This is a genomic window from Methylobacterium sp. UNC378MF (assembly GCF_900103195.1).
GTDB lineage: Bacteria > Pseudomonadota > Alphaproteobacteria > Rhizobiales > Beijerinckiaceae > Methylobacterium.
Genome location: NZ_FMWU01000001.1, coordinates 225,306 through 250,314 on the forward strand (window position 1 = coordinate 225,306; position 25,009 = coordinate 250,314).

Here is a 25,009-nt window from a genome sequence, read left to right on the forward strand (position 1 = left end):
CCGCTTGGCGGATGATCCAGAGCCCCGTCAATGCTTCGCTCCGCACGCCAGGACGACGGCGTCTCGAGGAAAAACCGCTCCGGACCCCGGCGGGTCCGTCACGGCTCGCGCGGCGTCACGGCCGGGGTCGACACCATCCGCAGGTAGACGATCAGACCCGCCAGGAAGACCGCGAGGCCGAGCCCCGTGGCGTAGGGTGCGAAATCCTTGCCGGCGATCGCGATCGCCGCACTGTGGCCCGCCAGGAGATCAGTCCCGGCGAGCAGCACGCCCACGCAACTCTCGCCGACCAAGAACCCGGAGGCGAGGAGCACGCCCCGGCGGCGCGCGGCGCCTACCGCCTTGTCGGCCTTCTTCCCCGTCTTGCCGCCGTCGGAGCCGATCCGGGCGCGCAGCCGGCGCTCGGCGACCCAGCCGAGGACGCCACCGATGGCGATCGTCATCTCCACCGAGAGCGGCAGGTACATGCCGATCCCGACCGTCAGCGCCGGGAAGGTGAGATTGCGCCGCTTCAGCCAGGATTCCGCGGCGACCAGCACCACGCCGAGGCCGGCACCGATCAGCACCATGCTCCAGGGAAGCTCGCTCTGCGTGATGCCGTTGGCGATCTGGGTCATCAGCGCGGCCTGGGGGGCCGGCATGGCGCTGCCCGGATCCTGGCCTTCGTGGGCGGGGGCGCCGACGAAGCCGTAGGCCTCATAGAGCAGCGCCAGGAGCGGGGCGATCACCACGGCGCCGACCCCGACGCCGAGGATGAGGGCGACCTGCTGGTGCCAGGGCGTGGCGCCGACGACCTGCCCGGTCTTCAAGTCCTGCAGGTTGTCATTGGCGATCGAGGAGGTCGTGATGATCACGGACGTCAGCAGCAGCGCCATGCCGGTGACGAACCGGTCCCCCTCCGCGCCGGCGGAATGCCCGAGGATGACAGGCAGCAGCAGCGCGGTGGCCATCGTGGTCAGGATGCCGATCCCCGAGATCGGGCTCGACGAGGATCCGAGAAGGCCCGCGAGGTAACCGCAGGCCGCCGCCATCAGGAAGCCGAACAGGACGGTGAACAGGGTCGCGGCCACCGCCAGCACGATCATCAGGCTGCCGAGGTCGGCCGGCTGGGCGAAGTACCCGAACAGGATGGCCAGCGGCACGCACAGGCCCAGCGTCGCGGCGGCGACCCAGGTGATCGGCAAGTCGCGCTCCTCGCGCGGATGATCCTTGCCGAGACCGCCGCTCCCGGACAGGGCGGCGCGGATGCTCGCGAAGATCGGGCGTGCCAGGGATCCGACCGTCCACATTCCCCCCACCGCGATGATGCCGGCACCCATCAGGCGCACCTGCCCGGACCAGACCGCTTCGGCCGCCGCCCCCGCGGACTTGCCGGGATCGGGCGACAGCGCGGTGAGAATCGGGACCGCGATCCCCCAGGCGACCAGGACGCCGGTCAGCAGCGCCAGGCAGGCGCCGATGCCCACGAGATAGCCGACGCCGACCAGCGCCAGCGAGAAGCCGGTCCCGCTGCGGAACACGGCGCCGCCGAGGCTGACCGCACCGTTGAGGCCCTCGCCCAGAATCTTCAGCCCCGTCGTGGCCAGCCCGATCATTCCGGCGACCGCGGCGGCGCCGAGCAGGTCCCGCAGGCCGTGGCCGCCCTGCTCCTCGTGGCCGGTCTTGAGCACCTCCGCGGCGGCGATGCCTTCGGGATAGGGAAGGTCGCTGCCCGATACGAGGGCGCGCCGGAGCGGGATCGAGAAAGCGACCCCGAGGAGGCCGCCCAGCAGGCACACGGCCGTGGTCTGCCAGAACGGGAAGCCGTGCCAGTGCCCGATGAGGACGAGGCCCGGCAGGGCCAGGATGACGTTGCACAGGGTGCCGGCCGCCGAAGCCTGGGTCTGCACGATGTTGTTCTCGAGGATGCCGGCGCCGCCCATCAACCGGAAGGCGCCCATTGAGATCATCGCGGCCGGGATCGAGGACGAGAACGTCATCCCGGTCTTCAAACCCATGTAGAGGTTGGCGGCCATGAACACGACGGTGATGGCCGCGCCGAGCGCGATCCCGCGCAGGGTCAGCTCGGCCTGACGGTCCTGCGTCTTCGGCGTGATCGTCGGGTTGCAGGCGTCCATCATCCACTCGGGCTGTCGTCCGCAAACCATCCGAGGGGCGAAAACTTTCCCCGGGCCTGCCGCCATACCCCCTTCCGCATCCCCGACGGTCGATGCCTGAGGCGATCTGTCCCTGGGACATGCGGTCGACGGGATGCAGTCACCTGCCGCCCTGCAGGGTTTCGTAGCAGACCCTCCCCGCTGCCCCGCTCGGGGTGCCAGGCGCATCTTCCGGGACATCCCAGACAGCCCATGTGGTATCTCTACGGCATCGCACTGCTGGCCGGCGTCGCCAACGCCATCGAGCCCGGCCAGAACGCCACGCTGGCAAAGGTCACGGGGCAGCCGATGCTGGCGGGTCTCTTCTGCTTCGGCCTGGCGATCGTCTGCTTCCTCGGCGCCATGATCGTCGCCCGGCTGCGGGGACGGACGCAGGCCGAAGCGGCGTCCAGCGTTCCGTGGTGGGCCTGGCCCGGCGGCATCCTCGGGGCCGCCGTCGTCCTGGCGCAGCTCTACATCTCCGAGACGGTCGGTGCCGCAGCGTTCCTAGGCTGCGTGATCACGGCGGGCGTCGTCGGCTCCATCGCCCTCGATCATTACGGCCTCGTGGGCTTCGAGCGCCATCGCGCCAGCCTCTGGCGCATCCTCGGGGGCGTGCTGATGGTCGCAGGCGTCGCTCTCGTGGCGGTGTTCTGACGGCCCCGGCCGACGATCCGAACGTGTCGCATCCTCAGGATCCCAGCATGATCTTCCTCTACGGCTTTGCCCTGCTGGCAGGCATCGCCACCGCGATCGAACCGGGCCAGAACGCGGGCCTCGCCAAATCCCTCGCGCGGCCGCTGCTCGCCGGCGTGGTGAGCCTCGTCGTCAGCATCACCACGATTCTCGCCGCCATGCTTGTGACGGGGCAGTACGGGTTGCCGGCGACGGACCGCCTCGCGCAGGTGCCCTGGTGGGCATGGCTCGGCGGCCTGATGAGCGCGGGCCTGACCATGGCGCAGCTCTCCGTCTCCAAGCGGATCGGCGCCGCCAGCTTCCTCGGGCTGATCGTGACGGCGGGCGTGGTCACGTCGATCCTGCTCGACCATTTCGGCCTCGTGGGCTTCAAGGTCCACGAAGCGAGCCTGTGGCGCATCCTGGGGGGCGCCCTGATGATCGGCGGTGTCGCGCTGGTCGCCCGGTTCTGAGGCCCGCGCCGCCGGTTAGATCGTCCAGCCGCCGTCGATCATGACGGCTTGGCCGGTCGTGTAGGTCGCGCCCGCGAGATAGACGGCGAGGTCGGCGATCTCCTCGGGCGTGCCGAGCCGCCCGATCGGCTGGCGCGCGATGAAGGCGGCGCGGGTCTCCTCGTAGTCGCCCTGCTGGCGGATGCGCTCCTGCAGAGACGGGCTCTCCACCGTGCCGGGGCAGATGGCGTTGCAGCGGATGTTGTGGCCGACATAGTCGGCGGCCACCGCCTTGGTCAGGCCGATCACCGCCGCCTTCGTCACCCCGTAGGCGAAGCGGTTGGGCACACCCTTCACCGAGGAGGCGACGGAGGCCATGTTGACGATGGCACCGTCGCGGCGCTCCAGCATGCCGGGCAGGACCGCCCGGATCGTGCGGATCATCGCCTTGACGTTGAGGTCGAGGGCGAAGTCCAGCTCGTCGTCGCGCATCTCCAGGATGGTGCCGGCATGCACGATGCCGGCGCAGTTGAACAGGATGTCGACCGCGCCGATGCGCGCGACCAGGGCGCTGACGGCGCCCGCATCCAGCACGTCGAGGGGTGCGGTGCTGAGGTTGTCGGCGCGCAGATCGGCCAGGGCCGCCGCGTTGATGTCGGTGGCGTGGACCCGCGCCCCGGCGCGGGCGAAGGCGAGGGCGCTGGCGCGCCCGATTCCCTGTCCCGCCGCCGTGACCAGGACCGTCTTCCCGGAAAGATCTGCCATTGCTCGCTCCCAGCAGGCTTAGCTTCGCCGCGAAGGCGTCCGGACCGGGTCACGCGGGTCGCGCCCGGCGGGGCCGCCAATCAGATCCCGGATTCCCGGCTGAGCGGCCGATCCTTGTAGGTTCTCACCGCGCCGAGCTCCAGGCCCGATCGCCCCTCCGCCTCGCTCCGTCGGCGCTGCGCCGCCGTTTCCAACATAGGCTATCGCCGGCCCGGCTCAGGCTTCGTATGGCCATTCCGATCACGAGTGGGGCAGCGCGTGCGCCGGAACTCACAACGCCTCTGGTCGGGCGAGGCCGGGATCAACTGGCGCGCCGCCATGCTGCTCGGCCTGCTCAGCAGCACGTTTTCGACGCTGGTCAGCCAGGTCACGGCGGCCCGCATCGGCCGGGATGCCGTCGTCGACTGGATGGTGGTCGCCGCGATCCCGCTGCGCGACGGCGCGCTTCAGATGGATCCGTCCGGTCCCGTGATCCTCGCCGGCATCCTGTTTCATCAAGCGGCGGATTTCTCCTGGGCGGTGGTGTTCTTCGGCCTGTTCGGGCGCTGGACCGGCCGCCTCGATCCCTGGATGATCCTGCTGATTGCGCCGGTCTGGGCGCTGTTCACCTCGGCGACCGAATGGCTCGTCCTTGTTCCGCTGCTGCCGTTCCGCCAGCCGATCTTCTCCCTGGAGCAACCCTACTGGATCGGCTTCCTCGTCCACGTCACCTCGGCCTCGCTCTACCCGCTCTTCCCATGCCTGCGGGATGCCGTCGCGCGACGGCACCCGTCGCCCCATCGCCGCTTCGCGGTCGCCTGGAGCGGCGGCGCGCTGCTGGGCGCGGGCATGCTCGGGGTACTGGCCCTCTTCGGCTGGCAGGGCCGGGAGGTCGCCTGGATGGGGCGTGATCCCGCCTTCGACCAGGATTACATGCGGCGCATGATGGCCCATCATCGCCAGGGGATCGACCTTGCCCGGCTCGCGGCGGTGCGCGCACAGAACGACCATCTCCGGGCCCTGGCGCGCCTGATCGCCGCCGCCCAGGGCGGCGAGTTCGCGGTCTTCGATCAGTGGTGGCGCAGCTGGTTCGGCGCCGTGTCCCAGATCTGCGCACCGGCGGAAGAAGCGTTGATGCCGGGCATGCTGGAGCCCGGCCAGATCGACCAGCTGCGCGCGATGACCGGGGCGGCCTTCGACGCGCAGTTCGTGGCGCTCATGACCTTCCACCACACCGGCGCGATCCAGATGGCCGATACGGCGATGGACCGGGCATCCGACCTGCGCCTGCGGATCATGGCGCAGGCGATCCGCCACGAGCAACGCGGGGAGATCGCGCTGATGCACGGGGTCGCCGGCCTCGATGCGGTGCGCGCCGCGCTGGGAGATCTTGTGCTGCCGGCGGGCGACGCGGCGCCCGAGCGGGAGGCCCGCGACCGGCTGGAACCGTAGCCTCCGGCGCGGATCCGCGGCTGCCGGTCCTGCGTTCTCCCGGCAACATCGTTCTGTGGAGGATCGCCGTGGGACTTGCCGCCTTCGTCTTCTTCGTCGTCCCCTGGATGGCCGTCGCGATCTGGCTGTCGCTGCGGCCGTCCAGCGCCCGCCTCGGCGCTCCGGCCGCCCCCTGGCGTCCGCTGACGGATTATCCGCCGCCCGCCCGGGATCAGCGGTACGCCGCCGAGACGCGGAGCCTGGAATCGGGCGCGGCGCATGACGGCAAGCACACTCCGATCGAGGCCCTGTAGAGCCGGGTCAGCCCTCGGATTGCAGCAGGTGGAGGTTGAAGCTCCCGCCTTCTGCCGTCCAGAGGGCGCGGGGCTGCCAGCCGCTCTCGACCGCGAGGGCCCGGAAGGTATCCGCAGGGTACTTGTGCGACGTGTCCGTCCGGATGCTCTCGGCGGAAGCGAACGCGATGGTCTGGTCGCCCAGACGATACATAGCGGGCTGCGTTGCCACGAGATGCGCCTCGACCCGCAGCGGATCCGGGCAGATCCGGACGGCGTGCCGGAAATTGTCGCCGTCGAAATCGGCGCCGAGTTCCCGGTTCAGCCGCGCAAGGATGTTGCGGTGAAACGCGGCCATCAGGCCGTCCGCACGCCCGTAGGCACGTTGCAGGCGTTCCGGATCCGTCGTGCCGTCTGCACCGACCAGGAACAGGCTCGGTCCGAGCGTCGCGCGCGCCCGTTCGAGGAAGAGCCGCGCCTCGTGCGGATCGAAATTGCCGATGCTCGTCCCCGGATAGAAGCCGAGGATGCCGCCCGGTCCCGCCGCTTGGGGCAGCTGCACCGGCTTCGAATAGTCGGCGCAGACCGGAATCATCGGGATGGCGGGGTAATCCGCGGAGAGGCGCCGGATCGCGGCTTCCAGGTAGGCGCCGGAGATGTCGATCGCCACGTAGGCCGCCGGCTCGGGCAGCGCATCCAGGAGCGTGCGGATCTTGCGGCTCGCGCCGCTTCCGAACTCCACGACGGTCACGCCCGGGGCCACCAAACGGGCCACGTCAGCGGCGACCTGGGGCAGGACAGTCATCTCCTGCGCGGTCGGATAGTAGTCGGCGCTGTGGCAGATCCGATCGAACAGGTCGGAGCCGGTCTCGTCCCAGAGGTACTTTCCCGGCAGCGTTTTCGGCTGGCCGGTCAGGCCCGCGAGGGCGTCACGGAGAAACGTGTCGGTCATGGCTGGGTTACAGGGCGCGTGACGGTCAGGATGACCAGGGCGAGCCGCTCGACCGCATCGTAGGCGGCGGTCGCGAGTTCCTCGCCGTATTCGTCCGGGTCGAACTCGCTGTAGGTCCAGTCCAGCCCGGTCCGTCCGCAGAGTTCGGCTACCGCGGCACGGAACGGGTCCTCCCCGTCGACGATGGCTGCGCCGGTGAAAAGGACGAGGCTGCCGCCGGGGGCGAGCCGCTCGGCAGCCTGCTCGGCCACGGCGAGGGACAGCCCGGCCCCGAGGGGGCCGCCACCGTGCCGGTAGGCGCGCTCCGCCGTGTCGATCATGAAGGGCGGGTTCGACACGATGAGGTCGAACTGGCCCTCGACGTCACGCAGCATGTCGCTGCGGCGGACCTCGACCCCGTCGGCCCCGGCGAGCCGGGCGTTGACGCGCGCCGCCCGCATGGCCGCCGGGTTGATGTCGACGAGCACGACCTCCGCCTCCGGCGCCCTCTTGGCAATGCAGATCCCGGCCGCGCCCGACCCGCAGCCGATGTCGACGGCACGGCGCACCGGCCGCGAGCGCCCCTCGACATGCGCGATCACCGCCGCGGCGAAGCGCATCGTGTCGGGACCGAAGAACACCGCGTCGGTCGCGCTCGGCGGATACGAGGAATGGGCGAACAATTCGCCGTCGAGGCTGGAGAACCGGATCGTCGGTCGCAGCAGCGGGCCGTCCTCGGTCACCGCCCCGGCCGTCCGCATCAGGCGCAGGATCGGCTCGGGCAGCAGATCCTGCGCCTGATCGGGACGGAAAGGCCGGCTCCAGCCGAACACGTCGCGCAGCTTCCGCGCCTCGGCGTTCCGCGGCCGAGCATTGACGTGGGCGTGGGTGGCCGGCGTTACCGTCGTGAAGGTATAGCCGGTCTCGCGCAGGGCGCTCGCCAGGGCCAGCACGGCCCCTTCGTCCTGGGGAAACGGGTCGGAACGCGTCATCTGTCGGCCCTCAGCTGTCCATCTGGCGCATCACGAAGGCGCCCGATGCGAGATCGGCGGCGACCTGCTGCGCATCCCAGGTCGCCGCTGCCTCCCCGCGCCGGAACGGGCAGGCCCAATCCTCGGGGACTACGCGTCCGCTGAACTGCCGGGCGGCCGAACGCTCGCCGTGCTGGGCGAGCATGGGATTGATCGTTCCGGTCCAGGCCGCGTCGCGGCCGACAATCGCCGCGCGCAGGCGCTCATAGCGCCCTGTGGCTCGCAGCTGCTCGAACTGGTCGTGCAGATTGAACACCAGGGCAGGCGTCTCGAAGCGGCGGGCCCGGCGGCTCGCCCCGGGATGCAGCCCGACGAGGAAGAAGCCCTGGCCGCCGAGGCTGAGCGAGAAATGCGGATCGTCGGGGTCGGAAGCGACGCGCGGGTCGTAGGCTTGGCCGAGGCACTGATCCAAATCGGAGAGCGACTGAACCCGCTGCCATAGCGCGGCCTCGAAGGCTTCCTCCGAGAGGATGTGCGGTTCCTCGAACAGAACCGCGAAGCTCTGGAACAGGCTCGGCTGCGCACGATACCGACAGATGAAGGCGAGCAGGGCCGGATAGATCCGGGCATCGTCAACGCCGGAGGTGATGTCGCGGGCGACCACGATCTTCATCTGGCCGCGCGAAAGGGCGGACTTGGCGCCGACACAGGGGAAGGGCGCATGCTCGATGAAGTCCCGAAACCGTGCGGCAACGGGATGTTGATCGTCATTCGTGGGAAGCTGCATGTGAGCGTTGGTTCACACCATCGGCGTCGGGCGCGGACGCGCACACCACCGCCCGGCCGGCCGCGGTGTAGTCCCGACTTGAATGCCCGGGAAACCGGAGGGGGCCAGCATTGTTCCCCGGCCGGCATTGCCAATCCACTGATTGATCTATGTTAATTCTGGACCCTTAAGAGTACATCTGGATCTAATACTCATCAGAAGACGACCATGATTTCGGCCTCTGGACGATCGAACGGTCGCAGCCGACCGCAGGGCGGTCCAGCGCAAGGGATCGCAGTGAGGCCGCGCCGCCACGCTCGCCGCGTCGTGATCGCAGCCCGACGCGTCGTTAACCAACCGATTACCATGCGATCCTAGCGCAATCGGCAGAACCGGCGCCTCCGCGCCGGCCGGTCGCGCATGATGAACACCGCAATATTTCTGTATTCCTGGTCCGCCGCGGCCGCGACGCACCTCGATCTGTTCGGATCTCTGGGCTTGCTCCTGGGCTTTACTGCCGGCGTGATGCCGCGGCGCGCCTGGATCCTTGCTGCCTCGGCGGCTTGTGCGGCCTGTTTCGGCGCGCATTACCTGACGCTCGGGGCACTCACCGGGACGGCGATGTGCGCCATCTCGGTGCTGCAGAGCCTCGTCTCCCTCCGCTGCATCGGCACGCCGGGTCGGAGCGGCTGGGTTCCGCCCGTCTTCACCGCCAGCACCGTCGCGGCCGCGTGCCTGACCGTGGCCACGTGGAACGGGTGGCCATCGGCCTGCGCGGCCCTGGGCACGCTGCTCGCCACCGGCGCGCGGCTGCAGGCGGCTCCGCAGATGATGCGCCAGCTGTTCCTCGGCGCCTCCCTGTGCTGGGCCGGGCACAACCTTCTGGTCGGCTCGGTCTTCGGTTTGACCTGCGACGTGCTGACGATCCTCGGCCTCGGGATCGCGCTCATGCGCGCCGTCCCGGTGGCGCCCGTGGAACCGGTCGCACCGGACTGCGCGCGCGCGTGAGGCGCGCCGAACCTGCGGCGATCCATACGGGAAATTCGTCGCGGTTCCGCTGTTGCACAGGTGCGGGGTCGCCACGCCGGACGCCCAAGTGAGAGACCGGGACTTGCCCGAAGCAACCTATCCACCCCTCGACGTTCTCAAACCCGTGGCCGATGGCGTCTGGATCGTCGACAGCGGTCCGCTCCGGGCCCTCGGCATTCCCCTGCCCGTCCGGATGACCGTGATCCGGCTTCGGGACGGGGCGATCTGGCTGCACTCGCCGACGCGCTTCGACGAGAGATTGTATCGCGCGATCGCCGCGCTGGGGCCGATCCGCCATCTGGTCGCCCCCAACATCGCCCATTGGACCTTCCTGAAGGACTGGCAAACCCATTGCCCGGAGGCACTGACCTGGGCGGCGCCGAACCTGCGGCAGCGTCGCCAGGTCCGTCGCTCCGGGCTGCGCATCGACCGGGTGCTGGAGGATGCCGCGCCCCCCGACTGGGCGGCGGATCTGCGTCAGATCGTCGTGCCGGGCGGCTTCGGGTTTCGGGAGGTCGCGTTCTTCCACAGCGCGAGCCGGACGCTGATTCTGACTGATCTCGTCCTCAATCTGGAGCCGGTGAAGATGCCGGCCCTCCTGCGCCCGTTCCTGCGTCTCGCCCACATGACGCCGCCCTACGGCGAGCCGCCGCCCTATCTGCGCTTCGTCATCAAGCTCCGCAGGCGCGACGCGGCGCGTGCGGCGGCAGACCTCGTCGGCCTGGCGCCCGAGCGGGTCGTGTTCGCGCACGGCCTCTGGTTCGCGGGGGACGGTACGGCGCGCCTGCGGCGCTCGCTCCGCTGGCTCGGGACGCCGTCCTGAGAGCCGTCGGCGTCAGGCTGCGGTGGCGAGCTGGCGCATGATCCAGGCCCGGGCCGCCCCGAGGTCCGCGAAGAGCGACGGCGCGGCCGGTCCGATCGGGCCGAACCCGGCCTCCAGGAACCATTTCCCGGCATCCTCGTCGTGCTGCGCCGAGAGACGGACCAAGACCGCGACCAGAAACCCGTCGGCGAAGACGAGCTGACTTTCAGCATCGTCGCTGCCGGTTGCGACCTGCACGGCCTGCAGGTTCAGGATCATGTGGACATCGACTTCGAGACGAAAACAACACGAAGGATTGCGGCCGGACGAGACCGTCGCGCGACAGTGACGGGCGCGGATTTTCGTGCCGGTCCCTCTGATCAATCGGCCCTTCGCGACGAAGTTCCGGGCTGGACCGCCCGGTTGGCCAGGGATGGACCGGTCGCCCTGGAAAGCAGGATTGCAGAGGGAGGACAGGGGAATGGCCCGCGGGCCGGCCCTTGTCCCGGATGCGGACCTCTCCCCACTTGGCCCGCATTCGGCACGCGGCCGGCGGCCACCCCGTCCGGGAGCCGCGGGCGATGGTGAGCGTTCCGGCCTGAAGGCCGGGACGATCCGGTCCGCTCAGGCGCCGGCCCGGCCCATTGCGACCGTCCCGTCCGCCCGGTTCAGGGCGCTGACGCGTGGGCCGCGCAGCCCCGGATTCTGCTGCTCCAGGGCGTCGAGAACGGCGTTGGCGGCGTCGATGATCGCGCCGGGGGATCCGCCCGGGATCTCGGGCCGGATCGCCTCGGCGAGACGCGCGAGGCAGGTCTGCTCGATCTGCGGGTGATCGGCCCCAGCGGCCTGGCGCCAATAGGCGGCGTAGACGTTCTCGGCGATCGTTCGGGCCGTCCGATCGACTCCCGGCGTGTCCTGCTGCATCGCGTCCCTGCCTCGATCTCGTGGTGATCGATACAAGGGTGGCTCCCGGAGCGCCGCGTTCAAGGCTCTCCCGGCACGCCGTCCGCGACGGAGCCGGCCCCCTCGATGGTGCGGGCAAGTTCGGTCAGCACCTCCTCGACCATCGGCGGCCAGGGTGCCTTCTCCTCGTCCATGAGGCGTGCGGCGCTGACCAGCGCGGAGATCTGCGCCTCGTAGACCGGTCGGCCCACCAGCTGCGCGTAGCGCACCCGCGCCGCGAGCGCCGTGGCGAGGCGCTGCACCTCCGCGATCTTCGCGCCGCCGTCGCCGTTACCCATCCGTCCGCCCCCTCGGGATCCTCATCGATCCTCATAGGCCATGGCAGGGATGCAGTCAGGACCGGCTACCAGGCCTGCAGGATCCGGCCGCCGACGAGCGCGACCACGATCCCGACCAGCAGCGCCATGGCGATGTCCCGGAGCGGAGCGGTGATCCAACCCGGCTTCGGGACCGGTTGCGACACGAAGCGTGTCAGGCTCTCGGGCAGAGCCGGCGCGGGCGGCAGGGGTCTCCGGCGCGTTCCATTGCGGATGCGGTGCATGGGCTTGGTCCCCGGCGAACTCAGGCAGTCTCGACCCGGCGGGAGGGGGCGGCCGCCTGCGCCTTCCGCGCGGCGGTCTTCGGCCGGACGAAGTCGCCGAGGGGCTTGCAGACTGGGAGGCCGATCACCTCTGCCGGTCGTGGCCCGGCTTGCGTCGCCGGTGCGCGCGCCACCGAGGCGTCGGGCTCGGCGGCGATCTCGGTTGCTTCATCGCCCACGTTCGGCAGATCGACTCGGTGTCCGATCAGGTACGCTTCGAGGTCGATGAGGCGGTGGCGCAGGCGCCAGATGTCGTTCTCGACGCCGTTGATCTGGACCAAGAGGTCGGACACGGTGCCCTGACGCGCCGCGATGGCCGACAGCACGGCGGCCCGCTCGTTCAGCAGAACGGCTCTGACGGTCGGGTTCATGCGCGTGCCTCCGGATGTTCGATCGGCACCATCCGCCACTTCTGTCGCGGAGAAAGTTCTCAAAATGGCTTAGCCGTTACGCCCGAAGGTGAGCGCCTGCATTCGACACCGTCTGGGCGCTGATCCGCCGCGGAATGCCGCGCGTCGGGGAACTTCCCGCGCGCGCATGCGTCAGTTTCTCGCAGACCGACGCACGCAGTGCTGGGAGCTTCTCATGTGCAGATCCGCGATTCTCGCCATGGCCGCCCTGACCCTGGCCTCCGTCACCGCCTGGGCCGATCCGGTGAGCCAGACGGGAACCGGGGGCGGTCCCGACACGGCCGCCAAGGCGCCTCACACCGCGGCGACCGGCCAGACGGTGCCCAACCCGAGCGCCCTCGGCCCGAACGAGACCGGCAGCATCGAACGGCGGGACGCCGTCGAACAGCGCAACGACGCCATCACGCGCGGCATCTGCATCGGCTGCGACCGGTGAGGCCGGGCTGCTCCCGGGAGCGGGTATGACGAGGGTTCATGGCCGGGCTCCCATGGCTGCGGTCGGGGCTTGAAGCCGCGGCCGCCCTGGGCCAAATCAGCGCTCCTTACCAACCATGAACAGGAGTCGAAGCGTGGCCACCGAGTCTGCCCAACAGGCGACGGAGAAGTCCTATTTCGGCCTGACCCTCTCGCAACATGCGGAGCGGATCCGGAAGCTCGCGGCGGAACGCGGCCTGACCGGGGATGTATTTGACCGGGTGACCGCGCAGGCCGTCGCGATGATCCCCACCATCCGGTTGAACGACACCGCCCAGCGTTAGACCGGGCCGGACCGATCATCGTTCGGCCCGCAGCCCCTTGATCATGCGCCGGGCGATGGTCCGCACGGCCTCATCGTCCCGCGCCTCGCCCTCAACCGTGTCCCACAGGTGGGCGAGGCTGCCTTCAAGCTCGTCCAGCAGTTCTGGATGGCGCCGCGCCAGGAATTGCATCGTCCCGAACAGAAGATGCTCCGTCGCCATCTCGCGGCGACGCGCCTCGGTGACGGGATCCGGATGCGGCTTGGGGGTCTGATCGCTCATGGACGCCAAACGGTGCGCGCGCGCCGCGGTTCGGCCAGGTAGACGCGGTGCGACGCCGCGGCTCTGCAGGTCGCGGTTGAGAACGCACCCACGCGTCGATGGGGCGCGCCCACCGTTCCGAAACGCCTGTCCGGGGCGCCCAAGGTGAGCCTAGACCCGAAGGATCACGCCGGAGGCGGGCAAGCCAGAACCTCTGTCGGAAGAGACCCGGAGACCCGGGGCGCGGCGGGGCTGAATTCCGGACTCCGCTGCGCGACACCGGGGTGGTCGGACGCGGCCGCGACGTCGCTCCGCAGAGGCACGGATCGAAGCGGATCCCGGGCACCGAGCGATGAAACCGGCTCCCTGTCACGCCCAAAGCTTGCCGCGACGAACGTGGCCCGGAACAGCGTCGGTCGCGCCCGGTTTGCCCGGCAGAACCAGGCGTCCGGAGAGGGTAGACGATGGCCGAGACGGATCCGCGCAAACCTGGGGACGAGGCCCCGCCCGGCACGCCGGGGACCGGCGAGAATCTGTGCCGAACCTGCGGCGGCACCGGCAAGGTCGCTGACGCGAGTTGTCCCGAATGCAAGGGCACCGGCAAGGTGACGACCGGTATCGGTGGAGCCTGAGGTCCCGCCCGAACGAGCGAACCGCTACCCGCTCAGCGACGGAGCGCGCCGAACCAGGCGGCGACCGGTTCCACGAACGCGGCCCAGGTCCGCGACCAGACCGTGCCGGTGCGCGCATCCGCCGGGCGAGCGCCGGCCATCAGGGCCGCCACCAGGGCGTCCTCTCGGGGCTTGCACTCGTCGAGGGCGTTGCGCTCATCGCCGGCGCGGCTCTGGCCCGTCGGCTGATGTACCCTGGCCTCCCGCAGGCAGCGATGCCAAGCGCGCTCCAGCTCGGCAGGATCAGGAACGCCTGCGGCCGAACCCGCGGCCGCAGGATCGGTGGCCAGAAGGAACATCGCGGACAAGCTGAGCACCGGCATGCGCATGGCCGTTCTATGCCCGATTCGCCTGCGCCTCGGATAGAACGTAGCGGCAACAGTGGCCGCCGCCTGGTGCGGCCGCTCATCCGGGCCGGTCGGCCTTCGCCATCCGGCAGCTGTGATCCATGAGGTACTCGGCGCTGGCCTCCGGCTCCCGATAGGCCAGGAGGATCATCCCGCCCCGCGGATCTTCGGGCACGGCCTCCACCGCCGCGAAGGTCGCATCGTGCAGATGACCCTGCCAGCCCGGCACGTGGGCCAGGGCCGCGAACGGGTTGAAGTCCGCCACGGCGTCGGCCGGAACCCGCAGGGCGATGTAGGGCACCTCCTCCAGCGGCACCGGGAACGGGGACCAGGCCTCGCCGACCGCGCCGCCATGGACCTTCAGGGCCGCCATAACGCTCCGGCGCATGCAGTCGAGGTGGATGTGCAACTGGTCCTGGCTGCGGCCGTCTGCGGAATTCACCTCCAGGCCCACCGCCGATACCGGCAGCCGGTTCTGCAACGCATCCGACACGTAGTGTCGGGCCGCCAGTGCCGCGCGCCAGTAGGCGGCTCCCCGCGGGCCCTGAAGCGCGGGGGCCTCGATGCCCGAGACGCTGTCGGTAGGCATCACCACCGTGTGGGTGGGGTGTCCCGGCGCGCGCAGCACCGCCGTTCCCGGGCGCGCGCCGTCGCCGAGGTCGACGGCCAGACAGGGAAAGCTCCGGCCCGCCGCCTTCTTGGCGAGCACGCAGCCCTGCAGCGCCACCCAGAGCACGTCCCGCACCGGGTTGGCCGCGATGGCGGCGGGGATCGCCGTGAAGGCGAAGAGGGTGGCGACGACCAGAATACCACGCATGATGAGATGTTCCGGTCTCCGGCCGTCGTTATGATACGGGCGGCGCCGCGCCATCATTGTACGCGGCCGCCGTCGATGTGAGGTTACGTTTCCGCGATGCTGAGATCGAACGTGCGGTGGCGGGGCCTGATACGGGTCGCGGCCTGGATCCTGGTGGCGCTGATCGCCGTGGTCACGCTGGTGCCGATCGGCCTCCGCCCCGTGGTCACGGCCAATCCCAGCATCGAGCGCATCGCGGCCTACGCAGCGGCCGGGCTGCTCATGACAGTGGCCTACCCGCGGCACTGGCTCTGGATCCTGGCCGGCAGCGTGGTGCTGGCCGGCGGTCTGGAAGCAGGCCAGACCCTCACCGGATCCCGCCATGGCCGATTCGACGACTTCCTCGTAAAGGCGGGCGCCGGCCTTGTCGGCGCCGTGGCGGGCCGCCCGCTCGCGATCCTGGCCGACCGCCGATTCGGCAGCGGCCTGTTGGCCAGCGATGCGTTGGCTAGCAGTCCCTTGGCCAGCGGGACCCGCAATGGCCGTGATCTGGGCGACCGGACCTGCGGATGAGTCCCGCCGGACCGGTTCGCTGACGTCGCGAGAGGATAGGGGCGAAACGTAGGGCGTCGCGACGGTGGCCACTCGCGCGCCTGTAGTCCGTGCATGGATGCGACACCTTTTCGGCGCGTAGCAACCAGCTTCCGGCGGAAACCGCCGAGCTTGACCCGCGTTGCCTCACGGGGCTCTCACGCGAGGTGCGGCATGTTCGGCGCGGCCAAGCTCACGGGACGGTTCTGGTTTCGCAAGACGTGGACGGGCAAGCTGGTCCTGCTTGTCGAAGAGGAAAGGCCGCGGTGGTTCAGCCGGGCCGGTCTCACCAAGCTCCGCTGGCGCGACGCCCGCCTCCTCGACCTGGCCGAGGCGCCGATGCGGACGCTGATGAGCCTTGAGCGCAGCTATCGCGCCGATTACGCGTCCGGGCCGGCGCGGGTGCTGCAGGCCGTCGTCCCGCCGGGAACGCGCGGCGCGGTCGCGGTGCCGATCGAGAGTGCGGCCAGCGCCTGAGCGCCCAGAGGGCGCGGGCCGAGCTTGGAGGGGCATGGCTCGGCCCGCCTGTCGTTCGGCTTCTTGCCCCCGAAACCGGAGCGACCCTGCCAGGTACCACGGCAGGATTAACGCTTTCTAAAGCCGCCCGTACGGCTCCGTCCCGCGCGATGGCGGGCCAGCCGATACGGCGGCGCGCGCAACCATCGTGTCTGAAAGTATCCAGCGCCAAAAGCGCCACTGATCTATGTTGGTATTCGTCGATGCATCCGGTAGATAACAGGCATTATGGGATATCTTCATGCAGATAAGGACTTGACTGTCGAGAAGCGAATCCACGTTCATGGATCACTCACACGTGAGAGGCGCCCATGGAAGATAGCAATCCTGCACCGCACCAGGACCCGATCGATTTCGTTGAGCTGACCGCCGACATTGTTTCGGCTTATGTGGCCAACAACTCGGTTCCGGTTCCCGACCTCCCGTCGCTCCTGTCCGGCGTTCATGCTGCGCTGGCCGGTCTTGGCCAGACGACGGCCTCGGCCGAGCCGGAGTTCAAGAAGGCGACACCGGCGCAGATCAAGAAGTCGGTCACGCCCGACGCCCTGATCAGCTTCATCGACGGCAAGCCGTACAAGACGCTGAAGCGTCATCTCACCGGCAACGGCATGACGATCGAGCAATACCGGCAGCGCTACGGGCTGCCGCCGGACTACCCGACGACCGCGTCCAACTACTCGGCAATGCGGGCCGAATTCGCTCGCAATGCAGGCCTGGGCCACAAGCGCCGGGGCCCTGCCACGAAGCGGAGCGAAGCCTCGGACGCCGTCACGCCTCCGGAGGCGAGCGGCACGAAGTCGAGCAAGGGCCGCAAGTCCCGGAAGGCCACCGCGGAGGCGTGAGCGCCGGCCGCGCTCCGGCGCCCGATCACCGGGCACGGAGCTGGGATGACGGGATCGGGCGCGCCGCGCTGGCTGCATCCGCCCGTCACCTCCGGGCCGCCGCGCGTCGGAACGACGCCTGCGGCCGGCCGTTGGCCCCGCTGAACGCCCGACCGAGCGCGACGGAGCCAAGCTTGAGCCGATCGATCCCCACCCTTCTCTTCGCCGCCGCGACCATGGCCGCCCTGCCAGCCGCGGCCTGGGCGCAGGACCGGCCCGGACCGGAGCCGCGCGCCGAGACTGCGCCGAAGCCGGCAGCCGACACGAAGGATCCGGGCAAGACTGCGACCGACGCGGTCACCCATCCGTCCGCCGTGCCCCCGACGGAGGGCGAGGTCGGTACCGGCAAGCCCCCGGCCACCGGGACTGCCTCGCCGACGGGCCGTTAACCCCCGCCGCATCCCCAGGCCGAGAACTTTTCCAGCTGGGCGGCGTATCCCTGTCGCGGCCAAGCATTGGCCGTGACGGGCGAGGTGAGCCGGATCATGCGTCAAGACCGGGTCGTTCACGCCCGCCGCGAGCCCGCCCGCCCCGATCGAAGCTCCGCCCACCCCTGGTACCGTCTCCTGCGCCGGCACAGCACCGGGATCGCCGCGCCGGATCCCGGGCTATGGGTTCTCGCCCTGGCGATCAGCGTGGTCGATGCGATCTGGATGGGGGTGGCCGGGGTGGCGGCCGAGCCCTTGGGCTTCAGCCTCGCCGGCGGGGCCGTTCTTGTCCTGCTGATCGCGGCCTCCTGCCTGAGCACGGTGAAATCGGATCCGCCCCTGCGCGGCATGGCCCTGGCGAGCGCATTCCTGATCGCCTTCACGGTGCCGGTGGCGGTCCTGCACTTCCTGGCCGCCGGGCTTGGACTGCCCTTCATCGACGGCATTTTGGCCCGCATCGAGACTGCCCTCGGCTTCGACTGGACGGCCCACGTGGCTTTCCTGGCCCGGCATCCGACCCTGTCGTGGTGGCTGGCGCTCGCTTACCACTCCAGCGGGCCGCAGGTCGGGCTCGTGGTGATCGCGCTGAGCGCGACCCGCCGGCTCGGTCGGCTCTGGACCTTCATCCGACTGTTCGCTGCGACGCTGCTCTGTGTGGTCGCCCTCGCGGCGCTGCTGCCGGCGCTCGGACCCTACGCCCATTATGCGCCGCACCTCGTCCCGTCCGAGCCGCTTGAGACGGTGGGCGCGCTCTGGCACCTGGAGCCGGTGGCGCGGCTGCGGGCCGGTACCCTGCACACGCTGGCGCTCGGCGACCTGCGCGGACTCGCGACCTTCCCATCCTTCCACGTCTGCCTGGCGATCCTGACGGCCTGGGCGCTCGCACCGGTGCCGCTCCTCGGCCTCCTCGCCGCCCTGCTCAACCTGGCGGTGATCGTCGCGACGGTCGGATCGGGGGGCCATTACCTGTCGGATGTGCTGGCGGGCGGGCTGCTGGCCCTCGCCGCCCTCGCCTGCCGGGACAGAGCTGTGCGGCGCGCGCCGGCCGGCGCCTCGACTCGTCGGGATCCGGCAGCGCGGGCGATCGAGACGATCAGCCCCGCCGACGCCTGAGCGCGGCGGCTCCGCAGCGAACAACCCCGCGCCCGGCGGATTAGCCGAGGAGCGGAGATGTGAGCGACGATGACCCGGACCCGGTGGACGATCCGCGACATGCCGAGCCAGACCGGACGGCGGGCGATCGTCACCGGCGCGACCAGCGGGCTCGGCTTCGAGGCCGCCCTCGCCCTCGCCGGGGCGGGCGCCGCGGTGATCCTCGCCGCCCGCGACGTAGAGAAGGCGCAGCGCGCCATGGCGTCGATCCGGCGCCGTCATCCGGGCGCGCGGCTGGACTTCCGCCATCTCGATACCGGCAGCCTCGCCTCCGTGCGCGCCTTCGGCGCGGCGTGCCGGGCGGATCAGCGGCCGGTCGACATCCTCCTGCTCAATGCCGGCATTGCCTCCGTTCCGAGGCGCGAGGAGACGGTGGACGGATTCGAGCGCCAGCTCGGCACCAACTATCTCGGCCATTTCGCGCTTACCGGGCTGCTCCTGCCCCTCATACCCGCGCAGGCGACCTCCCGGATCGTGCCGGTGGCGAGCCTCGCGCATCGGCGAGGACGGATTCACTTCGACGATCTCCAGCTCCAGCAGGGCTACGGGCCGCAGAAGGCCTACCGGCAGTCGAAGCTCGCGATGCTGATGTTCGGGCTCGAACTCGACCGGCGCCTGAAGGCGGCGGGCTCGCCGATCCGTGCGGTCCCGGTCCATCCCGGAGCGGCGCGGACGGATGTGTTCCGCCGCGGCGACCGGGCCGGTCCGGTCCAGCGACTCGCCGGGCACCTGATCTTCACGGTGATCGGCCAGCCCGCGGCGCGGGGCGCGCTGCCGCTGCTCTTCGCCGCCACGGCGCCGGAGGCCGAGGGCGGCGCCTATTACGGGCCCGATGGGATCTGGGAGCTGCACGGCTATCCGACCCGGGCCGACATCGCCGCCCAGGCCCGCGATTCCGCCGCCGCTCAGCGGCTCTGGTCCCTGTCCGAGACGCTCACCGGACTCGACTGCACCGTCTGATCCCGCTCATCCGGAGGGCGGCGCTTGCCCCCCGCTCCCGCCCTCCATAGATCCTGATGATGACGGCACTCCCCTTCGACAACAGCTATACCCGCCTGCCAGAGCGCTTCTACGCGCGTCGGCCCCCCACGCCCGTGGCGGCGCCGCGCTTGGTCCGGCTGAACCGCGCGCTCGCCGAGGAACTCGGTCTCGATCCGGACTGGCTCGCCGGCCCGGACGGCGTCGCCGCGCTCGCGGGGAACGCCGTCCCGGAGGGCGCCGATCCGATTGCGGCAGCCTATGCCGGGCATCAGTTCGGCCAGTTCGTGCCGCAGCTCGGCGACGGCCGGGCGGTCCTCCTCGGCGAAGTGGTCGACCGCGATGGGCATCGCCGCGACATCCAGCTCAAGGGGGCGGGCCCGACCCCATTCTCCCGGCGGGGCGACGGGCGGGCGGCGCTCGGCCCGGTACTGCGCGAATATCTCGTCAGCGAGGCCATGGCGGCGCTCGGCATCCCGACCACCCGGGCGCTCGCCGCCGTCACCACCGGCGAGCCGGTGGTGCGCGAGACGCTCCTGCCCGGCGCGGTCCTTACCCGCGTGGCCGCAAGCCATATCCGAGTCGGAACGTTCCAGTTCTTCGCAGCGCGCGGCGACGTCGAGGGCCTGCGCGCCCTCGCCGACCACGTCGTGGCCCGGCACTATCCCGAGGCCGCTACGGCCGCGAGCCCCTACTGGGCGCTGCTGGAGGGCGTCGTCGTCGCCCAAGCCGACCTCGTCGCCCGCTGGCTGCATGTCGGCTTCGTCCACGGGGTGATGAACACCGACAACATGTCGGTCGCCGGCGAGACGATCGATTACGGGCCCTGCGCCTTCCTCGACGCCTATGATCCCCGGACAGTCTATAGCTCGATCGATCGGAACGGCCGCTACGCCTATGGCCAGCAGGCGCGCATCGCGCTCTGGAACCTGACCCGGCTCGCCGAGACCCTGCTGCCGCTGCTCGCCGACGACGAGACCGCCTCGGTCGCTGAGGCCGAGGCGGCGCTGGCTCTCTACGCGCCGCGCTTCGAGGCCGCCTATCACGGCGGCTTGGCCCGCAAGCTCGGCCTCGCCGAGACCCGGGAAGGCGACCCCGCCCTGGCGGGCGACCTCCTCAAGCGCATGGCCGAGAACCAGGCCGACTTCACCCTGACGTTCCGCAATCTCTGCGCCGCCGCGGAGCGCCCGGAGGCCGACGCGGTCGTGCGCGACCTTTTCGTCGATCCCACGGCTTACGATGCCTGGGCGGTTGAATGGCGCGGCCGGCTGGCGCAGGAGGCGCGTGACCCGGCCGAGACCGCCGACGCGATGCGCCGGACCAATCCGGCCTTCATTCCGCGCAACCACCGGGTCGAGGCGATGATCGAGGCGGCCGTGGAGCGGGCGGATTTCGCGCCGTTCGAGACGCTCCTGGCGGTTCTGTCTCGCCCCTATGCGGACCAGCCGGACCACGCCGCCTTCGCCGCGGCGCCCGAGGGCGGCGGCGTCGGCTACCGCACCTTCTGCGGCACGTGAGGCGGTGCGCCGCCGGTCAATGGCGCGGCCAGGTGAAGATCTCGCGCACGCCCCCCTGATGGCGAAACCAGTGGACGCGGGTGGCGGGATTGAAACCGTGATCCCGGTACGACGTAGCGATCACGGAAACGAGAGTTTCCGCCGCCGACCGGTCATGAATGTCGTAGGCCAGAAGTTGCTGCGTGCCTGCATTCGCGCGGGCGAGATCGCGAACCAGTATCGAATACGACATATCTCCCCTCCTTTCGACCAGAACAATCTAATCAAGAATATCTCTTGAGGGCTATGATTGTTCGCAGCAGGATCATGTAAAGGTTAAGCAATATTAACGGGATTGCGTTCATTTGATACGGCTCCGATTCGGGCCTTCGTTCGATGTGCCTTCCCGGGCATGACGAGTGCGGCGGACAGCTCCCCGGGGCCGCGCGCAGGAACGGCGCCGAGGCAGCGATTGGAAACGTCCGCCCCGTGCGCCGTCGAACCGCGCCGCGACCGTGGCCACCGGAATGTCGCCCGGACTCAACGGGATTTGCCCGGGCCGACCCTACATGTCGCGGCGCAGGCGCCTGCCGAAACCGGCCGGCGCACGAATGGGGGAACCTTGAGACGATGCTGAATCGGATCCTCGCATGGCTCGCCGCGCCGGCCATCGCGCTGCTCATCGCCTTCCCCGATGCGCAGGCGGCTGGGATCGTCGTCGCCTCCAAGATCGATACGGAGGGCGGGGTGCTCGGGAACATCATCCTGCAGGTCCTGAAGGCCAGAGGCCTACCGACAGTCGACAAGATCCAGCTCGGCGCCACCGCGATCCTGCGTCAGGCCCTGATCGAGGGTCAGATCGACATCTATCCCGAATACACCGGTAACGCGGCGTTCTTCTTCGGGAAGACGGATCTCCCTGTCTGGAAGGACCCGGAGGCGGCCTACCGGACGGCCCGGGACTTGGACTTGGCCGCCAACGACATCGCTTGGCTGACCCCGGCCTCGGCCAATAACACCTGGGCCATCGCGTTGCGCCAGAACATCGCGCAGGCGGCGGGCCTGAAGACCATGAGCGATTTCGGCCGCTACGTAGCGGGCGGCGGTGCGATCAAGCTCGCCGCGTCGTCGGAATTCGTGACTGCCGCGGCCGCGCTGCCGGCCTTCGGCAGGACCTACGGCTTCGCGCTCAAGCCCGAGCAACTCGTCATCCTGGCCGGCGGCGACACGGCTGCCACGATCGCCGCTGCGGCAAGGGGCACCTCTGGAACGAACGCCGCCATGGTGTTCGGCACCGATGGCGGCCTCGCGGCCGCGCGCCTCGTGATGATGGATGACGACAAGGGCGTGCAGCCGGTCTACCAGCCGGCACCTGTGGTCCGCGGGGCTGTCCTGAAAGCCCACCCCGAGATCGCCAGGGCCCTAGATCCGGTCTTCCGCAGGCTCGATCTCGCCACGCTGCGGGATCTCAACGGCCGCGTCCAGATCGGCGGCGAGCCCGCCTCCGCCGTCGCGGCGGATTTCCTCCGGCAGAACGGGTTCGTGCGTTGAGCAGCCCGCACAGACAGCACGGCGACCCGCGTCTTTGCGAGCGGAGCGTAAGCGACCCAGGGCCGCGCGACATCGGACGCGATGGTGCCCACGGGATTGCTGCTCGCCGCGCGAAGAGACGGTGCAGAATCCTCAACGGCCTTCCGAAGGATCCTGCGTCGACAAGCCGACGCTCCGTCGGCAAGGATGGTCGGCGGGCCGCAGGGACGCGTCGCGGAGCCGGTCACCAGTCGCATGAAATGGGCCCCCGTGCAGACCAGACTTGAACTAGCGCCGCCGGGCACCGTCAGAGCTTGAGGATGGGGGAACGTTCCACGACCGGGCTGTTCCGCCCCGGCGTCGATCCGCTGGGCTCGGCCTTCGCTGTCCTGCTGGCACTGAGCCTGCTCATCCTGCCGCTGATGACGACCCGACCGAACAGGATCGCGGCCGGCTCCGGGCTCACCGCTTGGTCGGCGCTTCCGCTCGGCGAGGCGCTTCTCCTCGGGGGCATCGTCGCCGTCGCCCTGCCGCTCCTGGCCCTGCGAGCGGCACCGCTCCTGCGCCTCGTCGCCGCCGCCGCAACGCTGCTTCTGCTCGGCCTCGCGGCCGGCTGGGCGGCCGACCATTTGACCGCGCCGGGCGACCGCTACGGCCGGGTCTCGCCGGATGCGGGCTGGTGGTTGGCCTTCGTGACGGCGGCCCTCGCCGTCGGCGACGGGCTGGCGCGGCTGCGGCCGGGACCGGTCCTGCGGATCGCTCTGCTGGCGTCGTTAACGACGGTGACGGGGCTCGCCCTGCGAGCCGGGTTCTGGAACAACCTCTCGGTCCTGCGGGAATATGCCAGCCGCTCCGACACGTTCGGCCGGGAGTTGCGGACCCATGCGGGACTTGCCCTGGCCTCGGTGGCGGCCGCCGCCGCTCTGGGCATCCCGGCGGCCATCCTGGGCCGCCCGGTCCCGCCGCTGCGGACCGGCCTGCTCGCCACCCTCAACGTCGTGCAGACCATCCCGTCCATGGCGCTGTTCGGGATGCTGATCGCGCCGCTCGCCTGGATCGGCCGGGAGATTCCGGGCGCGGCCGCCCTCGGCATCGCGGGGATCGGCGCCGCACCAGCCTTCGTGGCGCTTCTGGCCTATGCGCTCCTGCCCGTGGCCGCAGCGACCGTCACCGGCCTCGACGCCGTGCCCTGGCGGGTGCGCGACGCCGCCCGGGGCGTCGGCATGACCGCGCGGCAGCGGCTGTTCCAGGTGGAGCTGCCCCTCGCCCTCCCGGCGATCCTGACGGGAATCCGGATCGTCCTCGTCCAGAATATCGGGCTCGCGGTGATCGCGGGGCTCGTGGGCGGCGGCGGCCTCGGCGTGTTCGTCTTTCAGGGCATCAGCCAGAATGCGGGCGATCTCGTCCTGCTCGGCGCGCTGCCGACCGTCGCCATGGCGACCGGCGCCGCCGTGCTGCTCGACGCGGTCATCGACCTGAGCCGCGGCCACGCGGCGGAGCGGATTCCATGATCGATCTCGCCGAGGTGAGCCGCGTCTTCGACGGGCGCGCGGTCGTGGCGGGCGTCACCCTGCGGGTCGAGGCCGGGACGATCCTGACGGTGGTCGGCACCTCGGGATCGGGCAAGACGACCCTGTTGCGGATGATCAACCGCCTGATCGAGCCGAGCGCCGGCACGATCCGGATTGCGGGCCGGGACATCCGGGAGGTGCCCCCACATCGCCTGCGGCGCGGGATCGGCTACGCTATCCAGGGACACGGGCTGTTCCCCCACCGCACGGTCGCGGAGAACATCGCGGTGGTGCCGAACCTCATCGGCTGGGCGCGCGGGCGGATCGCCGCCCGGGTCGATGAACTCCTCGGCCTGTTCAACCTCGATCCGGCGATCTACCGGGACCGCCTGCCGGCGGCGCTCTCGGGGGGCGAGCAGCAGCGGATTGGCGTCGCCCGGGCGCTCGCAGCCGAGCCGCCGATTCTGCTGATGGACGAGCCCTTCGGCGCCCTCGATCCGATCATCCGCAGCCGGGCGCAGGAGGATCTGCTGGCGATCCAGAAGCGATACGGAACCACGATCGTGCTGGTGACCCACGACATGAACGAGGCCCTGCACCTGGGCCACCGGATCGCCGTGATGGATGGCGGACGTCTGGTCCAGGAGGCCGCGCCGGCGGACCTTCTCGGCGCGCCCGCCACCGCCTTCGTGGGCGCCCTCCTCGGCAGCGGCGACCGGGCCTTCCAGCTCATGAGCCTGCGCGTCGTGGACGATCTCGTCGAGCCCGGGCCGGCACCGGGCCTGCCCATCCCGACCGGGACCTCGGTGCGCGTAGCCCTGGCGGAAAGCCTATGGTCCCGGCGCCCTGCCCTCCCGGTCAGCCGCGACGGCGTGGTCCTGGGACGGGTCACGCGGTCGGCCCTCGAGGCCCAGGGCGGCCGGCCGTGAGCC

At 70.3% G+C, this 25,009-nt stretch carries 33 protein-coding genes; 19 read left to right on the top strand and 14 right to left on the bottom strand.

Features of this window, described 5'->3' with window-relative positions:
- Positions 1–98: 98 nt before the first annotated feature.
- Entirely contained in the window at positions 99–2,117 is a 2,019-nt protein-coding gene (locus BLT59_RS01120) for an OPT family oligopeptide transporter (RefSeq protein ID WP_091775750.1), read from the bottom strand.
- Positions 2,118–2,348: 231 nt separating this feature from the next.
- Between BLT59_RS01120 and BLT59_RS01125 the strand changes: the two genes are divergently transcribed.
- Both BLT59_RS01125 and BLT59_RS01130 read left to right on the top strand, forming a co-directional pair.
- Complete coding sequence (locus tag BLT59_RS01125; RefSeq protein WP_091775281.1) at positions 2,349–2,792, top strand: DMT family transporter; 444 nt, start codon at positions 2,349–2,351, stop codon at positions 2,790–2,792.
- Positions 2,793–2,839: 47 nt separating this feature from the next.
- Positions 2,840–3,283 (top strand): DMT family transporter, encoded by a 444-nt coding sequence (locus BLT59_RS01130; protein ID WP_091775284.1) that lies wholly within the window; start codon positions 2,840–2,842, stop codon positions 3,281–3,283.
- A 15-nt stretch (positions 3,284–3,298) separates the two neighbouring features.
- Here the strand turns inward: BLT59_RS01130 and BLT59_RS01135 are convergent, their stop codons facing one another.
- Complete coding sequence (locus BLT59_RS01135) at positions 3,299–4,027, bottom strand: SDR family oxidoreductase (protein ID WP_091775287.1); 729 nt, start codon at positions 4,025–4,027, stop codon at positions 3,299–3,301.
- Positions 4,028–4,285: 258 nt separating this feature from the next.
- Between BLT59_RS01135 and BLT59_RS01140 the strand changes: the two genes are divergently transcribed.
- Both BLT59_RS01140 and BLT59_RS01145 read left to right on the top strand, forming a co-directional pair.
- Positions 4,286–5,458, top strand: coding sequence for a DUF305 domain-containing protein (locus BLT59_RS01140; protein ID WP_244513770.1), 1,173 nt, complete (start codon positions 4,286–4,288; stop codon positions 5,456–5,458).
- 68 nt (positions 5,459–5,526) lie between these two features.
- Positions 5,527–5,751: a hypothetical protein gene (locus tag BLT59_RS01145; protein WP_091775290.1), complete on the top strand. Its 225-nt coding sequence runs from the start codon at positions 5,527–5,529 to the stop codon at positions 5,749–5,751.
- A 7-nt stretch (positions 5,752–5,758) separates the two neighbouring features.
- Here BLT59_RS01145 and egtD read toward each other — a convergent pair whose 3' ends face one another.
- From egtD to gntA, 3 genes are read right to left on the bottom strand one after another with little or no spacing between them, the layout of a single operon-like run.
- Positions 5,759–6,682 carry an L-histidine N(alpha)-methyltransferase gene (egtD, locus tag BLT59_RS01150; protein ID WP_091775293.1) on the bottom strand — a complete coding sequence of 308 codons (924 nt, stop codon included), beginning with the start codon at positions 6,680–6,682 and terminating at the stop codon, positions 5,759–5,761.
- Positions 6,679–7,653, bottom strand: coding sequence for a class I SAM-dependent methyltransferase (locus BLT59_RS01155; protein WP_091775296.1), 975 nt, complete (start codon positions 7,651–7,653; stop codon positions 6,679–6,681). Before BLT59_RS01155 ends, egtD begins: the two co-directional genes overlap by 4 nt.
- A gap of 10 nt (positions 7,654–7,663) precedes the next feature.
- Positions 7,664–8,419, bottom strand: a complete 756-nt coding sequence (gene gntA, locus BLT59_RS01160) for a guanitoxin biosynthesis heme-dependent pre-guanitoxin N-hydroxylase GntA (protein ID WP_091775298.1) — start codon at positions 8,417–8,419, stop codon at positions 7,664–7,666.
- Between the two features lie 402 nt (positions 8,420–8,821).
- Here gntA and BLT59_RS01165 point away from each other — a divergent pair, with 402 nt between their 5' ends.
- A complete protein-coding gene (locus tag BLT59_RS01165) occupies positions 8,822–9,406 on the top strand; it encodes a YgjV family protein (RefSeq protein WP_091775756.1) in 585 nt (194 codons plus the stop codon).
- Positions 9,407–9,509: 103 nt separating this feature from the next.
- A complete protein-coding gene (locus BLT59_RS01170) occupies positions 9,510–10,250 on the top strand; it encodes a DUF4336 domain-containing protein (RefSeq protein WP_091775301.1) in 741 nt (246 codons plus the stop codon).
- Between the two features lie 12 nt (positions 10,251–10,262).
- Here the strand turns inward: BLT59_RS01170 and BLT59_RS01175 are convergent, their stop codons facing one another.
- The 5 genes from BLT59_RS01175 to BLT59_RS01195 all read right to left on the bottom strand — a co-directional run bounded on the left by BLT59_RS01175 (position 10,263) and on the right by BLT59_RS01195 (position 12,143).
- Positions 10,263–10,508 (bottom strand): hypothetical protein, encoded by a 246-nt coding sequence (locus BLT59_RS01175; protein ID WP_091775304.1) that lies wholly within the window; start codon positions 10,506–10,508, stop codon positions 10,263–10,265.
- A gap of 345 nt (positions 10,509–10,853) precedes the next feature.
- Entirely contained in the window at positions 10,854–11,153 is a 300-nt protein-coding gene (locus BLT59_RS01180) for a hypothetical protein (protein WP_091775307.1), read from the bottom strand.
- A 59-nt stretch (positions 11,154–11,212) separates the two neighbouring features.
- Positions 11,213–11,470: a hypothetical protein gene (locus tag BLT59_RS01185; protein WP_091775310.1), complete on the bottom strand. Its 258-nt coding sequence runs from the start codon at positions 11,468–11,470 to the stop codon at positions 11,213–11,215.
- 65 nt (positions 11,471–11,535) lie between these two features.
- Complete coding sequence (locus BLT59_RS01190) at positions 11,536–11,733, bottom strand: hypothetical protein (RefSeq protein ID WP_091775313.1); 198 nt, start codon at positions 11,731–11,733, stop codon at positions 11,536–11,538.
- 20 nt (positions 11,734–11,753) lie between these two features.
- Positions 11,754–12,143, bottom strand: coding sequence for a hypothetical protein (locus BLT59_RS01195; protein ID WP_091775316.1), 390 nt, complete (start codon positions 12,141–12,143; stop codon positions 11,754–11,756).
- 214 nt (positions 12,144–12,357) lie between these two features.
- Between BLT59_RS01195 and BLT59_RS01200 the strand changes: the two genes are divergently transcribed.
- Together BLT59_RS01200 and BLT59_RS01205 are read left to right on the top strand one after the other, a co-directional pair.
- A complete protein-coding gene (locus tag BLT59_RS01200; RefSeq protein ID WP_091775319.1) occupies positions 12,358–12,618 on the top strand; it encodes a hypothetical protein in 261 nt (86 codons plus the stop codon).
- Between the two features lie 133 nt (positions 12,619–12,751).
- The gene (locus BLT59_RS01205; protein WP_091775322.1) at positions 12,752–12,940 is read left to right on the top strand and encodes a hypothetical protein; all 189 of its coding nucleotides are present in this window, start codon (positions 12,752–12,754) and stop codon (positions 12,938–12,940) included.
- A gap of 15 nt (positions 12,941–12,955) precedes the next feature.
- Here BLT59_RS01205 and BLT59_RS01210 read toward each other — a convergent pair whose 3' ends face one another.
- Complete coding sequence (locus tag BLT59_RS01210; RefSeq protein ID WP_175543894.1) at positions 12,956–13,201, bottom strand: hypothetical protein; 246 nt, start codon at positions 13,199–13,201, stop codon at positions 12,956–12,958.
- A gap of 443 nt (positions 13,202–13,644) precedes the next feature.
- Between BLT59_RS01210 and BLT59_RS31070 the strand changes: the two genes are divergently transcribed.
- Positions 13,645–13,812 (top strand): hypothetical protein, encoded by a 168-nt coding sequence (locus BLT59_RS31070; RefSeq protein ID WP_175543895.1) that lies wholly within the window; start codon positions 13,645–13,647, stop codon positions 13,810–13,812.
- 32 nt (positions 13,813–13,844) lie between these two features.
- On the opposite strand, the gene BLT59_RS01215 is transcribed toward BLT59_RS31070, so the two are convergent.
- On the bottom strand, positions 13,845–14,180 hold the full coding sequence (locus BLT59_RS01215; RefSeq protein ID WP_091775330.1) for a hypothetical protein: 336 nt from the start codon (positions 14,178–14,180) through the stop codon (positions 13,845–13,847).
- A gap of 76 nt (positions 14,181–14,256) precedes the next feature.
- The gene (locus BLT59_RS01220) at positions 14,257–15,015 is read right to left on the bottom strand and encodes a CDP-diacylglycerol diphosphatase (protein WP_091775335.1); all 759 of its coding nucleotides are present in this window, start codon (positions 15,013–15,015) and stop codon (positions 14,257–14,259) included.
- A 96-nt stretch (positions 15,016–15,111) separates the two neighbouring features.
- On the opposite strand from BLT59_RS01220, the gene BLT59_RS01225 reads away from it, so the two are divergent.
- The 7 genes from BLT59_RS01225 to BLT59_RS01255 all read left to right on the top strand — a co-directional run bounded on the left by BLT59_RS01225 (position 15,112) and on the right by BLT59_RS01255 (position 21,057).
- Positions 15,112–15,567, top strand: coding sequence for a hypothetical protein (locus BLT59_RS01225; protein ID WP_244513772.1), 456 nt, complete (start codon positions 15,112–15,114; stop codon positions 15,565–15,567).
- 192 nt (positions 15,568–15,759) lie between these two features.
- Positions 15,760–16,062, top strand: a complete 303-nt coding sequence (locus tag BLT59_RS01230; protein ID WP_091775340.1) for a hypothetical protein — start codon at positions 15,760–15,762, stop codon at positions 16,060–16,062.
- 350 nt (positions 16,063–16,412) lie between these two features.
- Positions 16,413–16,943, top strand: a complete 531-nt coding sequence (locus BLT59_RS01235) for a Ros/MucR family transcriptional regulator (RefSeq protein ID WP_091775347.1) — start codon at positions 16,413–16,415, stop codon at positions 16,941–16,943.
- Between the two features lie 173 nt (positions 16,944–17,116).
- Positions 17,117–17,371, top strand: coding sequence for a hypothetical protein (locus tag BLT59_RS01240; RefSeq protein WP_091775762.1), 255 nt, complete (start codon positions 17,117–17,119; stop codon positions 17,369–17,371).
- A 96-nt stretch (positions 17,372–17,467) separates the two neighbouring features.
- On the top strand, positions 17,468–18,523 hold the full coding sequence (locus BLT59_RS01245; RefSeq protein WP_091775765.1) for a phosphatase PAP2 family protein: 1,056 nt from the start codon (positions 17,468–17,470) through the stop codon (positions 18,521–18,523).
- A gap of 69 nt (positions 18,524–18,592) precedes the next feature.
- Positions 18,593–19,522 carry an oxidoreductase gene (locus tag BLT59_RS01250; RefSeq protein ID WP_091775354.1) on the top strand — a complete coding sequence of 310 codons (930 nt, stop codon included), beginning with the start codon at positions 18,593–18,595 and terminating at the stop codon, positions 19,520–19,522.
- A gap of 59 nt (positions 19,523–19,581) precedes the next feature.
- Positions 19,582–21,057: a protein adenylyltransferase SelO gene (locus BLT59_RS01255; protein ID WP_091775768.1), complete on the top strand. Its 1,476-nt coding sequence runs from the start codon at positions 19,582–19,584 to the stop codon at positions 21,055–21,057.
- 16 nt (positions 21,058–21,073) lie between these two features.
- Here the strand turns inward: BLT59_RS01255 and BLT59_RS01260 are convergent, their stop codons facing one another.
- Positions 21,074–21,289: a hypothetical protein gene (locus tag BLT59_RS01260; RefSeq protein ID WP_091775360.1), complete on the bottom strand. Its 216-nt coding sequence runs from the start codon at positions 21,287–21,289 to the stop codon at positions 21,074–21,076.
- Positions 21,290–21,666: 377 nt separating this feature from the next.
- On the opposite strand from BLT59_RS01260, the gene BLT59_RS01265 reads away from it, so the two are divergent.
- The 3 genes from BLT59_RS01265 (at position 21,667) to BLT59_RS01275 (ending at position 25,006) form a co-directional block, all read left to right on the top strand.
- A complete protein-coding gene (locus BLT59_RS01265) occupies positions 21,667–22,587 on the top strand; it encodes a glycine betaine ABC transporter substrate-binding protein OsmF (protein WP_091775364.1) in 921 nt (306 codons plus the stop codon).
- Positions 22,588–22,886: 299 nt separating this feature from the next.
- The gene (locus BLT59_RS01270; protein WP_091775369.1) at positions 22,887–24,077 is read left to right on the top strand and encodes an ABC transporter permease; all 1,191 of its coding nucleotides are present in this window, start codon (positions 22,887–22,889) and stop codon (positions 24,075–24,077) included.
- A complete protein-coding gene (locus BLT59_RS01275) occupies positions 24,074–25,006 on the top strand; it encodes an ABC transporter ATP-binding protein (protein WP_091775372.1) in 933 nt (310 codons plus the stop codon). The genes BLT59_RS01270 and BLT59_RS01275 overlap by 4 nt, the downstream gene beginning before the upstream one ends.
- Positions 25,007–25,009: the final 3 nt, after the last annotated feature.

Bases quoted from the DNA above. Each gene is read 5' to 3' on its own strand.
- BLT59_RS01275 (WP_091775372.1), top strand. From the start codon at position 24,074: ATGATCGATCTCGCCGAGGTGAGCCGCGTCTTCGACGGGCGCGCGGTC.
- BLT59_RS01220 (WP_091775335.1), bottom strand. From the start codon at position 15,015: ATGCGTGGTATTCTGGTCGTCGCCACCCTCTTCGCCTTCACGGCGATC.
- BLT59_RS31070 (WP_175543895.1), top strand. From the start codon at position 13,645: ATGGCCGAGACGGATCCGCGCAAACCTGGGGACGAGGCCCCGCCCGGC.
- BLT59_RS01200 (WP_091775319.1), top strand. From the start codon at position 12,358: ATGTGCAGATCCGCGATTCTCGCCATGGCCGCCCTGACCCTGGCCTCC.
- BLT59_RS01215 (WP_091775330.1), bottom strand. From the start codon at position 14,180: ATGCGCATGCCGGTGCTCAGCTTGTCCGCGATGTTCCTTCTGGCCACC.
- BLT59_RS01225 (WP_244513772.1), top strand. From the start codon at position 15,112: ATGCTGAGATCGAACGTGCGGTGGCGGGGCCTGATACGGGTCGCGGCC.
- BLT59_RS01255 (WP_091775768.1), top strand. From the start codon at position 19,582: ATGACGGCACTCCCCTTCGACAACAGCTATACCCGCCTGCCAGAGCGC.
- gntA (WP_091775298.1), bottom strand. From the start codon at position 8,419: ATGCAGCTTCCCACGAATGACGATCAACATCCCGTTGCCGCACGGTTT.
- BLT59_RS01245 (WP_091775765.1), top strand. From the start codon at position 17,468: ATGCGTCAAGACCGGGTCGTTCACGCCCGCCGCGAGCCCGCCCGCCCC.
- BLT59_RS01190 (WP_091775313.1), bottom strand. From the start codon at position 11,733: ATGCACCGCATCCGCAATGGAACGCGCCGGAGACCCCTGCCGCCCGCG.
- egtD (WP_091775293.1), bottom strand. From the start codon at position 6,682: ATGACCGACACGTTTCTCCGTGACGCCCTCGCGGGCCTGACCGGCCAG.
- BLT59_RS01155 (WP_091775296.1), bottom strand. From the start codon at position 7,653: ATGACGCGTTCCGACCCGTTTCCCCAGGACGAAGGGGCCGTGCTGGCC.
- BLT59_RS01270 (WP_091775369.1), top strand. From the start codon at position 22,887: ATGGGGGAACGTTCCACGACCGGGCTGTTCCGCCCCGGCGTCGATCCG.
- BLT59_RS01260 (WP_091775360.1), bottom strand. From the start codon at position 21,289: ATGTCGTATTCGATACTGGTTCGCGATCTCGCCCGCGCGAATGCAGGC.
- BLT59_RS01125 (WP_091775281.1), top strand. From the start codon at position 2,349: ATGTGGTATCTCTACGGCATCGCACTGCTGGCCGGCGTCGCCAACGCC.
- BLT59_RS01210 (WP_175543894.1), bottom strand. From the start codon at position 13,201: ATGAGCGATCAGACCCCCAAGCCGCATCCGGATCCCGTCACCGAGGCG.
- BLT59_RS01130 (WP_091775284.1), top strand. From the start codon at position 2,840: ATGATCTTCCTCTACGGCTTTGCCCTGCTGGCAGGCATCGCCACCGCG.
- BLT59_RS01185 (WP_091775310.1), bottom strand. From the start codon at position 11,470: ATGGGTAACGGCGACGGCGGCGCGAAGATCGCGGAGGTGCAGCGCCTC.
- BLT59_RS01265 (WP_091775364.1), top strand. From the start codon at position 21,667: ATGCTGAATCGGATCCTCGCATGGCTCGCCGCGCCGGCCATCGCGCTG.
- BLT59_RS01235 (WP_091775347.1), top strand. From the start codon at position 16,413: ATGGAAGATAGCAATCCTGCACCGCACCAGGACCCGATCGATTTCGTT.
- BLT59_RS01165 (WP_091775756.1), top strand. From the start codon at position 8,822: ATGAACACCGCAATATTTCTGTATTCCTGGTCCGCCGCGGCCGCGACG.
- BLT59_RS01250 (WP_091775354.1), top strand. From the start codon at position 18,593: ATGACCCGGACCCGGTGGACGATCCGCGACATGCCGAGCCAGACCGGA.
- BLT59_RS01195 (WP_091775316.1), bottom strand. From the start codon at position 12,143: ATGAACCCGACCGTCAGAGCCGTTCTGCTGAACGAGCGGGCCGCCGTG.
- BLT59_RS01120 (WP_091775750.1), bottom strand. From the start codon at position 2,117: ATGGACGCCTGCAACCCGACGATCACGCCGAAGACGCAGGACCGTCAG.
- BLT59_RS01230 (WP_091775340.1), top strand. From the start codon at position 15,760: ATGTTCGGCGCGGCCAAGCTCACGGGACGGTTCTGGTTTCGCAAGACG.
- BLT59_RS01175 (WP_091775304.1), bottom strand. From the start codon at position 10,508: ATGATCCTGAACCTGCAGGCCGTGCAGGTCGCAACCGGCAGCGACGAT.
- BLT59_RS01135 (WP_091775287.1), bottom strand. From the start codon at position 4,027: ATGGCAGATCTTTCCGGGAAGACGGTCCTGGTCACGGCGGCGGGACAG.
- BLT59_RS01180 (WP_091775307.1), bottom strand. From the start codon at position 11,153: ATGCAGCAGGACACGCCGGGAGTCGATCGGACGGCCCGAACGATCGCC.